This is a genomic window from Mesorhizobium caraganae (assembly GCF_016836705.1).
GTDB classification, from domain to species: domain Bacteria; phylum Pseudomonadota; class Alphaproteobacteria; order Rhizobiales; family Rhizobiaceae; genus Mesorhizobium; species Mesorhizobium caraganae.
This window is the reverse complement of the sequence record NZ_JAFCGY010000024.1, coordinates 73,676-84,152: the sequence shown is the minus strand read 5'-3', so window position 1 is coordinate 84,152 and position 10,477 is coordinate 73,676. Positions and strand designations below refer to the sequence as shown.

General features: G+C 61.9%; 11 protein-coding genes. 5 read left to right on the top strand and 6 right to left on the bottom strand.

Features of this window, described 5'->3' with window-relative positions:
• Window positions 1-118: 118 nt before the first annotated feature.
• Window positions 119-1,333, top strand: a complete 1,215-nt coding sequence (locus tag JQK88_RS27600) for an AI-2E family transporter (RefSeq protein ID WP_192253157.1) — start codon at window positions 119-121, stop codon at window positions 1,331-1,333.
• Here JQK88_RS27600 and JQK88_RS27595 read toward each other — a convergent pair.
• The 4 genes from JQK88_RS27595 to JQK88_RS27580 all read right to left on the bottom strand — a co-directional run bounded on the left by JQK88_RS27595 (window position 1,321) and on the right by JQK88_RS27580 (window position 4,524).
• Entirely contained in the window at window positions 1,321-2,217 is an 897-nt protein-coding gene (locus JQK88_RS27595; RefSeq protein ID WP_203280062.1) for a DMT family transporter, read from the bottom strand. The two genes, JQK88_RS27600 and JQK88_RS27595, sit on opposite strands and share 13 nt — an antisense overlap.
• 131 nt (window positions 2,218-2,348) lie before the next feature.
• Window positions 2,349-3,113, bottom strand: coding sequence for an arginyltransferase (locus tag JQK88_RS27590; protein WP_192253163.1), 765 nt, complete (start codon window positions 3,111-3,113; stop codon window positions 2,349-2,351).
• 139 nt (window positions 3,114-3,252) lie between these two features.
• Window positions 3,253-3,723, bottom strand: coding sequence for an RDD family protein (locus JQK88_RS27585; RefSeq protein WP_112563497.1), 471 nt, complete (start codon window positions 3,721-3,723; stop codon window positions 3,253-3,255).
• A 108-nt stretch (window positions 3,724-3,831) separates the two neighbouring features.
• On the bottom strand, window positions 3,832-4,524 hold the full coding sequence (locus JQK88_RS27580) for a methyltransferase family protein (protein WP_312037333.1): 693 nt from the start codon (window positions 4,522-4,524) through the stop codon (window positions 3,832-3,834).
• Window positions 4,525-4,725: 201 nt separating this feature from the next.
• Between JQK88_RS27580 and sthA the strand changes: the two genes are divergently transcribed.
• From sthA to JQK88_RS27565, 3 genes are all read left to right on the top strand, one after another.
• Entirely contained in the window at window positions 4,726-6,114 is a 1,389-nt protein-coding gene (sthA, locus tag JQK88_RS27575; RefSeq protein WP_203280060.1) for a Si-specific NAD(P)(+) transhydrogenase, read from the top strand.
• Between the two features lie 151 nt (window positions 6,115-6,265).
• On the top strand, window positions 6,266-6,907 hold the full coding sequence (locus JQK88_RS27570) for a DUF47 domain-containing protein (protein WP_192253169.1): 642 nt from the start codon (window positions 6,266-6,268) through the stop codon (window positions 6,905-6,907).
• 3 nt (window positions 6,908-6,910) lie between these two features.
• Entirely contained in the window at window positions 6,911-7,915 is a 1,005-nt protein-coding gene (locus tag JQK88_RS27565; protein WP_203280059.1) for an inorganic phosphate transporter, read from the top strand.
• 122 nt (window positions 7,916-8,037) lie between these two features.
• Here JQK88_RS27565 and JQK88_RS27560 read toward each other — a convergent pair whose 3' ends face one another.
• Together JQK88_RS27560 and JQK88_RS27555 are read right to left on the bottom strand one after the other, a co-directional pair.
• On the bottom strand, window positions 8,038-8,223 hold the full coding sequence (locus JQK88_RS27560) for a hypothetical protein (RefSeq protein WP_203280058.1): 186 nt from the start codon (window positions 8,221-8,223) through the stop codon (window positions 8,038-8,040).
• A gap of 188 nt (window positions 8,224-8,411) precedes the next feature.
• Window positions 8,412-9,068, bottom strand: a complete 657-nt coding sequence (locus tag JQK88_RS27555; protein ID WP_312037332.1) for an alpha/beta hydrolase — start codon at window positions 9,066-9,068, stop codon at window positions 8,412-8,414.
• A 218-nt stretch (window positions 9,069-9,286) separates the two neighbouring features.
• Between JQK88_RS27555 and JQK88_RS27550 the strand changes: the two genes are divergently transcribed.
• The gene (locus tag JQK88_RS27550) at window positions 9,287-10,474 is read left to right on the top strand and encodes an OpgC family protein (RefSeq protein ID WP_203280056.1); all 1,188 of its coding nucleotides are present in this window, start codon (window positions 9,287-9,289) and stop codon (window positions 10,472-10,474) included.
• The last annotated feature ends 3 nt before the right edge of the window (window positions 10,475-10,477 follow it).

The following is a 10,477-nucleotide window of genomic DNA, read 5'->3' as shown; positions in this document are numbered from 1 at the left end:
TCTGGCCTGCCGGCCATCTCCCCCTCGAGGGGGAGATTCCCAACCATTTGGACTATCGTCACGATTGCGGCACTATAACAGTGCATAAACGCTTGGTAGGCCGGGGAGAGATGGGCGTTTGAAGGAAGCGAAGATCCAGAAGCCGGAGCGTCAGCAGCGCCTGTTCGGCCTGTCGACGCCGTTGAGGGCCGCCGTCATTCCGCCGCTGTCGGCGGCGCGCTGGCTGCTGGTGCTGATCGTCGCCGCCGGTGTGTATTTCTTCCACGGCTTTCTGTTTCCGGTGCTGGCAGCGCTTGTCATCGCCTTCGCCAGTTGGCCGCTCTATCGCCGGCTGCTTGCCGGCGTCGGCGGCAACCGCACGATTGCCGCGACCTTTGCCATCCTGTTCATCCTCACCTTCCTGGTGGTGCCGATCGCGCTCGCCGGCACCTACGCCATCAACGAAGTCCGCGAATGGGTCGGCTGGGCGATCGAGACTAACCGGCATGGCGCCGTCACCCCGCATTGGATCACGACGCTGCCAGTGATCGGCGAGTGGCTGAACGAACAGTGGGTCGACAATTTCGGCCACCCCGGCGGCATCGGCGAGCTCATCCAGCTGGTCAGCGGCGCCAATATAGGCAGCATCTATCGCGGCGTGCTGGCGGCTGGCGGCAGCGCCTTCGGCCTGCTTTTGACACTGCTGTTTATGATGATCGCCCTGTTCTTCGCCTACCGCGACGGCGAGCAGTTCGCCGCCCAGATCGACCGTCTCGGCGAACGCATCCTGCCGACGCGCTGGGAGCGGATTTCGCGAGTCGTGCCGGCAACCATCTCGTCCACCGTCACCGGCATGACCGTGATCGCCATCGGTGAGGGGCTGGTGCTGGGCGTCGCCTACTGGCTGGCCGGCGTGCCGTCGCCGGTGACGCTCGGCGCACTCACCGGCGTGATGGCGCTGATTCCCGGCGGCGCACCGCTGTCCTTTACCCTGGTGTCGATCTACCTCGCCGCCAGCGGCTCGCCGATGGCGGGACTGGCGCTGTTCATCTGGGGCGCGGTGGAACTCTTCATCGTCGACAAGACCTTGCGCCCGAAACTGGTCGGCGGGCCGATCAAATTGCCTTTCCTGCCGACCTTTTTCGGCCTGATCGGCGGCGTCAAGACCATGGGCTTTCTCGGCCTGTTCATCGGCCCCGTGCTAATGGCGCTCTTGGTGGCGATCTGGCGCGAATGGCTGCGCGAGGTGGAACTGGCCGAGGACACCGTTCCCGATCCCGTGGCAGAGCTCGAAGGCGGACCGCCACAGATTGAGATTGTCGCCGGTCCGGCGAAGAAAAGTCAGACAGGATAGGCAACCGCGAGCGCTGCCCGACGCTTGCGCCCCTCATGCAACTGCCACAGCGAATGCGCGACCAGCGTGACGATGAGGATGGCGCCGCCGATCAGGCTGTTGCACGACGGCGTCTCGGCAAAGATCATCCACGCCCAGACCGGCGCCAGCACGGTTTCCAGGAGATAGAACATCGCCACTTCTGGACCTGAAATGTATTTCGGCCCGTTAGCGAGGCAGAAGAAGGCCAACGGCATGACGACGGCGCCGTTGAGGATGATCCACCATGGCGCCTCCACTTGAAAACCGGTCCTGGAGACCATGAACACCGCCAACGCAAAAGGCAGGAGGACACCGGTCAATGCGGTGAAACCCATATCCCTGCCGCTGGCGCGCGAGATGGTGATGGCGCAGGCAATCGCGAAGGCCGAACACAACGCCATCACGTCGCCGAACAGGTGTCCGGTGCCGATGGAATCGCCGACGATGATGGCGATGCCGACGATCATCAGCGCCATTGCCGCAAGCGTCAGCGGCCGCGGCCGCTCGTTCAAAAAGAGCCATGACAGCAGCGCCGAAAACATGGTGGAGAAGGCCAGGATGAATACCAGATTGGCGGTCGAGGTGTTGTAGACGCCGGTGATGAAGGCGACCGCGCCGAGCCCGTAGATCACGGCGACAATCAGCCCCGACCAGCCGGGTATGAGGCGCGGCGCATTCTTGCTGAACGAGCGCCAGACGGCCCATACGATCAGCGCCGCCACGAAGGTGCAGCCGGTGCGCAGCAAAAGGATCGTCCACGCTTCGCCATGAGCGAGCCGGATCAGCGGGATGTCGACGGTCAGCATCAACCCGCCAAGCGCGGTGAGCAGAAGTCCTTTGGTGTGAGCGTTGTGAGATGACATGCAATGACTTTCGCAATGGACGAGAGGCAGGATGACCGGCCGGCGCAATCGCGCACTCTCCGCCAACAGCGAAAAGACCGGCATCGTCCCCGTTGAAAATGTTCAGGCCCGGATTTGGGAAAGAAGAAAGATCAGCGCGTGACCGCTTCGTGGTCGTAGCGTTCCCAGCCCTTCGGGCCGAGATGCTCCTGCGGCATGAAGCGCATCTTATAGTTCATCTTGCGCGAGCCGTTGACCCAGTAGCCGAGATAGACATGGGGCAGGCCCATGGCTCTGGCGCGGGCGATATGGTCGAGGATCATGAAGGTGCCAAGCGAACGGTCCTCGAACTCAGGATTGAAGTAGGAATAGACCATCGACAGGCCGTCGGCCATCTTGTCGGTCAGCGCCACGGCGATCAGCTCGCCCTGGCCCTTGCCGGTGATGAAAGTGTCGGGGCCGCGGCGCCGGTACTCGATGACCTTGGTGTCGACATGGGTGTCCTCGACCATCATGGCGTAGTCGAGCACCGTCATGTCGGACATGCCGCCGCGACGGTGGCGGGCGTCGAGATAGCCGCGAAACAGCGAATATTGCTCGGTTGATGGCTGCGCGTCGTGCATGGCGCCGATGAGATCGGAATTACGCTGGATCACCCGCTTCATGTTGCGGCTGGCGGTGAATTCCTGCGCCAGGATGCGCACCGAGACGCAGGCGCGACAGGTCTCGCAGGCCGGCCGGTAGGCAATGTTCTGCGAGCGCCGGAAGCCGCCTTGCGTCAACAGGTCGTTCATCTCCGGCGCCTTGTCGCCGACCAGATGCGTAAACACCTTGCGTTCGAACTGGCCCTCAAGATACGGGCACGGCGATGGCGCGGTCAGGAAGAACTGCGGCGACTGGGTCGGATGCTGGGTCATCGAACCTTGGAAACACTCCTGCGAATCGCTCTACCTTTGGCCTCGCCGGCGAAAAATTCAACAGGATTGTGAAGGCACGCTTGAACGAACGCCTTCAAATTTGCGCACAAATGGTTGTTGGGGTCGTTTGAACGCCGGTTCAACGGTCGCTGCGGCTGACAACAGTGCCAAGCAGCAGGTCGTGCAGCGTGCGCTTGCGATCGGAAAACAGCGTCACCAGGAGGACGAGCGGCGTCAGGATGACAGTGCTCGCCCAAAACAGCACCGAATGGACAACAGCGGTGAGCCCGTCGATCCGGCTGCCGTCGAGACGATCGAGCCGAATGCCCATCATCCTCATGCCCGAAGTGGCCTGGTTGCGACCGCCCAGCGTGTTCCAGATGTAGAGAATGGCGACCGCCGGCACGAGGATGGAATACAGCGCCCAGCCAAGACCGAAGGTCAAAAGGCCAAGCACGGCCACCAGGATCGCGAATGGAATGGTGAGCAGCGCCACGATGCAATAGTCGATAATGAAGGCGAGGATGCGCCGCGTGCGCACACCGTCATAGGCCCTGACGTCGTCGAGCCTGCTGGTGATGATTTCGCCGTCAAGTACGCGCGCGTTCATGTCATGTCCTCGCCATGGCATCCCAACTGGAATGTCTGTCGCCCTTTCAAATGGTGAGGGCGACGGCGAATTCAAGAAACGGACACTCCGGCGTTCGGCTGACCGTTCCTAGAAGATACCGGGCACAAGGCGATAGCGGACCCTGTCCATATACTCGCTGTATTCCTGTGTCCTTGCCAGGATGGCTTCCTCCCGCAGGATGCGGTGGATCTGGAAAAGCGTGATGATGGCATAGACGGTGAAGTTGTAGATCGAGAAGCTCGACAGCAGGAACAGGATGTGCCCGACCAAATAGCCGGCGTAGATTGGATGCCGCACGACCCGGTAGGCGCCGCCGGTCACGACGCCGCGATTGGCGGGCAGGATGGCGAAGGAGCGGCCAAGCGACACCTTGCCCCAGATGACAATCCAAAGCCCGATGAACTGGATCGGCGCCGCGATATAGAGCGGAATGACAGGAACGCCGGCCTCCATCGAGACGAAGCCGGCGCCGAAACCGGCTGCCAGAGCGATGAAGACGGTGAAGGGGTTCCAGTCGCGCACCAAGGGTCGCCGGGCCGTCAGCAACCAGATGAAAGTCAACGAGTCGGAGATCATGAGCAGCAACAGGTTGAGACGAGCCGGATCGACGACCAGATGCTGCATGCCCCGATAGACAAAGAGCGCGGCGACAGCCAGCGCTATGAAACGGAACAGTCCCTCGCGCAGATCGATGAGGATTTCGCCGCCGCGCAGGCTGGACCAGAAACCCGCCTGTGCGCCAGGCAGTGTCTCACTCTTGAAAATGCTCAAATCAGTCACCCCGGCGATCCCCTCGAGAGGGACCATTGCACGCAAGCGTTGCCGTCGGGTTAAGCTTTCTCGAGCAGTTCTCACATTACGCCGGTAGATTCATCACAGTTGCGCCGAACCGCACGAGTTTGCGGGCTGGGCAGTTGAACATGACACTCTTCCCAGTTTAGCTTGCTGCGGCGCAACAAGACGCCGAGGGGACGGGGAAATATGGACTACGACATGCTGGTCATCGGCAGCGGCCCTTCCGGCCGCCGCGCCGCGGTGCAATCGGCCAAGCTCGGCAAATCGGTGTTGGTGATCGACAGGGGCCGGCGCCTCGGCGGCGTCTCGGTGCACACCGGCACCATCCCGTCCAAGACGCTGCGCGAGACGGTGCTGAACCTCTCCGGCTGGCGCGAGCGCGGCTTTTACGGCCGCGGCTACCGGGTCAAGCAGGATATTTCGATCGGCGATCTGGTCGATCGCCTGCACAAGACGCTCGACCACGAGGTCGAGGTGCTGCAGCACCAGTTCATGCGCAATGCGGTCAAGAGCGCACGCGCCACGGCGAAATTTCTCGGTCCCAACAAGATCAGCCTGACCGCCGACAATGGCGACTACTCGGAGGTCGGCTTCGCCAATGCGCTGATCGCCGTCGGCACCAGGCCGCACCGGCCGCGCGACGTACCCTTCGACAAGGTCCGCGTCTTCGACAGCGACGAGATGCTGGAACTCGACCGCCTGCCGCGCACGCTGACGGTCATCGGCGCCGGCGTCATCGGCGTCGAATATGCCACCATCTTTTCGGCCCTCGACGTGCCGGTGACGCTGGTCGAGCCGCGCAACACCATTCTCGATTTCGTCGACCGCGAGATCGTCGACGACTTCATCCACCAGATGCGCGACCGCGGCATGACCATTCGCCTCGGCAGTACGGTCAAGGAAATCGTTTCCAAGCCGGACTATGCCGAAGTGACGCTTGCCGATGGCCGCACCATCCGCTCCGAGGTCGTGCTCTATGCCGCCGGCCGCAGCGGCAATCTCGGCAGCCTTGGCCTCGACGTGGTCGGCATCGATGCCGACTCCAGGGGCCGCATCAAGGTCGATCCGCAGACGTTCCAGACCGCTGTGCCCAACATCTATGCCACCGGGGACGTCATCGGTTTTCCGAGCCTTGCCTCGACTTCGATGGAGCAGGGCAGGGTGGCCGCCTGCCACGCTTTTGGCGTGCAGCTGCCGCCGCCGCCGGAAACCTTCCCCTATGGCATTTACGCGGTGCCGGAAATCTCCACCGTCGGCCAGTCGGAGGAACAGGTGCGCGAGAGCGGCGCTGCCTATGAGGTCGGCGTGGCGCGTTTTCGCGAGACCTCGCGCGGCCACATTATGGGGGTCAACACTGGCTTCCTGAAGCTGCTGTTCTCGGTCGAAAACCGCCGCCTGCTTGGCGCCCACATCGTCGGCGAGGGCGCCACCGAACTGATCCATATCGGCCAGGCGGTGATCAATCTCGGCGGTACGGTCGACTTCTTCGTCAACAACACTTTCAACTACCCGACGCTGGCCGAAGCCTACAAGATCGCCGGGCTCGATGCCTGGAACCGGATGGGGCAGGGGTAACGCGCCTCAGCTCAGCCTTCCATCTGGGCGAGCAGCGCCAGCATCTGCGATTCGCCCGCATCCACATCTTTCAGCCGGCTTACTGTTTTCAGTGGCTCGATGGGGCGTTATGTGAGTTGATGGGTGTGGACGGGCGCGACGGGAGATCGAGATGCTGGGCTGGTTCCGCAAGCTGCTGCCGCGCGAAGATCGCTTTTTCGATCTGTTTGAACGGCATTCCCGTACCGTAGTCGGTGGCGCCGAGGCGCTGCAGCAGCTTCTCCAGGGCAAGGATATCGAGCGCTGGTGCCAGGAAATCATCGATCTCGAGGACGAGGCCGATCACATCACCGCCGAAGTCCTGCTGGCGGTGCGGCGCTCCTTCATCACGCCCTTCGATCGCGGCGACATCAAGGATCTTATTCAGTCGATGGATGATGCCATCGACATGATGCACAAGACCGTCAAGACGGTGAAGCTGTTCGAAAAGAAGGAATTCGACCCGCTGATGCAGGAAATGGGCAGCGTCATTGTTGCCGCCGCCAAGCTTGTTGCCGAAGCGATCCCGCTGCTCAGCAAGGTCGGCACGCACACGGTGCGCCTCAACGCCATCGCAGAAGAAGTCATGCGCGTCGAAAGCCGCGCCGACGATCTGCATGAGCAAGGGTTGAAGGACCTGTTCAAGCGACATGGCCGCAGCGATCCGATGGCCTACCTGATCGGCAGCGAGATCTATGGCCAGCTGGAGAAAGTGGTCGACCGCTTCGAGGACGTCGCCAACGAGATCAGCGGCATCGTCATCGAGAACGTTTAGGCGATGGAAGCCACCATCGCCTTTCCCGTGCTGGCCGGCCTTGTCGCCGTCGCGCTGTTTTTCGATTTTCTCAATGGCCTGCATGACGCCGCCAACTCCATTGCCACCATCGTCTCCACCCGCGTGCTGAGGCCTCAATATGCGGTGCTATGGGCGGCCTTCTTCAATTTCATCGCCTTCATGTTCTTCGGCCTCCATGTCGCCGAGACCGTGGGAAAAGGCATAGTCGACGTCACCATTGTCACGCCGGCGGTAATCTTTTCGGCGCTTGTCGGCGCCATTGTCTGGAACATCGTCACCTGGATTGCTGGCATCCCATCGAGCAGCTCGCATGCGCTGATCGGTGGGTTGGTTGGCGCGGGTATTGCGAAGGCCGGCGTCAGCGCCATCGTCTGGACGGGGCTCGGCAAGACGGTCGCCGCAATCGTCGTGTCGCCGGCGACCGGTTTTGTTCTGGCGCTGGTCCTGATCCTGGTCGTTTCCTGGCTGTTCGTGCGCCAGACGCCGTTCGCCGTCGACAGCACCTTCCGCGTCATGCAGTTCTTTTCTGCCTCGCTTTATTCGCTCGGACACGGCGGCAACGACGCCCAGAAAACCATGGGCATCATCGCCGTACTGCTCTATTCGCAAGGCATGCTCGGCGCCAATTTCTACGTGCCGCTATGGGTCGTCCTCACCTGTCAGTCGGCGCTGGCTCTGGGCACGTTGCTCGGCGGCTGGCGTATCGTTCACACAATGGGCTCGAAAATCACCCGACTGAACCCGATGCAGGGCTTCTGCGCCGAAACCGGCGGCGCCATCACTCTGTTCGCGGCCACTTGGCTCGGCGTTCCCGTGTCGACCACCCACACGATCACCGGGGCCATCATCGGCGTCGGCGCTGCCCGCCGCGTCTCGGCCGTGCGCTGGGGCATTGCCGGCAACATCGTCATCGCGTGGATTGTCACCTTGCCGGCCGCGGCGGCAATTTCGGCACTCACCTATTTTGTCACGCGCCTTGGCGGCTGACGCGGAGCGGGCGCCAAAATCTGATTATGGGCGATGAAGCGTCCATACAGATCTGACGCAAAAGCCTAGGCCTGAAGTTCGTTTGATCTTCTGGCCAAAAACCGTGTCGCGCAAGCCAGCCCTTATCGGGTTCTTGCTGGATTTCTGCTAGGCAACAGTTTCACGACGCCGGCCTCTTTGAGGGTTTTGAGCGCTTCCTCTTTGGTGAGGCCGAACTTGCGGGCAAAGTAGGCGGCTTCGATCGCCATTTCGCGATCTGCCTGGGGTTCGATTTTCTGCTTTGCCTTCTTGCCCACGACAAGAATCATAGCACATTCCACTAGATAGATCCAAAGAAGCTCGTCCACCGCGCTTATTACACGGGCAGCGGCCAGTAGGCTCCCGGCTTACTTAGCCTAGATCGCGGCGCGTTCGCGAACGTCGATAGCTCTCTCAATCCTGGCCACTTTCGGAGGGATGGCCACGATTGCCGGCACGACCTGGTAGTGATGATTTGCTATGCAGCAATCGGCGCAGCAAGCCATTGCCTGACGATCGCGGCGTCAGGGTCGCCGATGTCATGACCTGAGGCGACGATCCGAGCGTCGACCTCGGCGCCGCGTTTGGTGAGCAGGGTCACCAGCGCCGGCGCAAACGGCCCGTAGGTCTCGTCGGCGGCGCCGGCAATAATCAGAACCCGCGTTCCGCTGACGTCGGTTGACGGAATATCGTCAAGCACCGGCATCGCTCTCAGCAACGCCGCTTTTCGGACGAGGCCGGGGTGGAGCAGCATCAGGCTGGACACCAGATTGGCTCCGTTGGAATAGCCGAGGAAAGTCGCGCGAGCGAGATCGAGCCGATGGCGCCTTGCGGCCTCGCTTGCAAACGCGGCGAAGGCTGATGTCTCGGCGCGGATGCTGATCTGCTCGAAGCGGGTCGGGCTGATCCGCTCGAACCAGCGGAAGCCGTCCTCCTGGGGGATGCGGCCCCGCACCGCGACCAGCGCGGCATCGGGTGCGATCTGCCTTGCAATCGGCAGCATCGTCGTTTCGTCGACGCCCGATCCGTGCAGCAAAAACAGGCACTCGCCGCTTGCATTTGCCGGCTCGACGAACCGGTAAGGGAAGGCCAGATCCTGGTGCAGAACGTCATGCTTGTCAGTATATTCAGGCACGCTCATATCTCTTTGATTTCGTGATTGTTTTGTTCGTTTGCCGGCTTCAAAACGGAATATTTTCACGCTCCGCGAAATGTGATTGAACCAGGCTCATTTCAGACCGTTTCTGCGCCGATATGCTTCCCGCGGGAGGAATCGAAGCGGTGTGCGCCGATGGTCGCATCCCGGCATGAACAACACGAGCACCCTTGCTCTCGCTTTGAGGCCTTTTGTCGATGACTACGCAACTCCCGCCGGATCGCGCCGAACGCGACACCCGCATTGACGTGTTCCGCGCGCTTGCTCTGTTGATCATCTATATCGACCATGTGCCGGGCACCGTCTTCGAAACGCTGACCTACAAGAATTTTGGATTCTCGGACGCGGCGGAAGCCTTCGTGCTGATCTCCGGCATGTCCGTGGCGCTCGCCTATGGCAGCAAGTTCCAGACCGGCGGTCGGCTATTGGCGACGTTGAAGATGTGGCGCCGCGCCGGCGTTCTCTACACCGCCCACATCGTCACCACCATGGTGGTGATGGCGATGTTCTGCGCGGCGGCGGTCCTCGCCCACCGGCCTGAGCTGCTGAAACTGATCAACATCGAACCGCTGATGAAGAACACGCCCGAGGTGATGGTCGGCATCGTCACGCTCGGCCACCAGCTTGGCTACAACAACATCCTGCCGGTCTATGCGGCGCTGCTGTTGATGGCGCCGGTCTTCCTGCTCTTCATCAGCTACAGGCCGCTGCCGACACTGGTCTTTTCTGGTGCCCTGTGGCTCGTCGCCGGCATCTGGCAGATCGCGCCGCCGAACTATCCCGAGCCGGGCTTCTGGTTCCTCAACCCGCTGTCCTGGCAGTTCCTGTTCAACATTGGTCTCGCCGGCATGCTGCATGTCCGGCGCGGCGGTACGATTCCCGTCAATCGCTGGCTGGTGGGCGCCGCCGCGACCTATGTCGCGGTGGCCCTGGTCTGGGTTCATAGCCCGCTCTGGGGCCAGATCACCTGGTTCGACCTGCCAGTGGTGATCGGCGGCTTCGACAAGACCTTCCTGTCGCTGCCGCGGTTGCTGCACATTCTGGCAGTGAGCTATCTGATCGTCGCCCTGCCGGCATTCTCGAACCTGTTCCGCCTCAGTCGCGACCATCCGCTCGCTCTGCTCGGCAAGCGCTCGCTGCCGGTGTTCCTTGCTGGCACAGTGATCGCCATGGTGGCGCAGGTGATGAGGTTGATCAATCCGGGCGGCCTTGCCTATGACGCCCTGCTGATATCGGCCGGCATCGCCATGCAGTTCGCGCTCGCCTTCTATCTCGAATGGCTGTCCGCAATCGGCTGGTCGGGCAAGAAACCGGTTCGCACCGAAGCGCCGGCCGCTCGCCAGCCTTTCGGCATGTCGCCCGTGGTGGCAAGGCTGAGCCGATGAAGG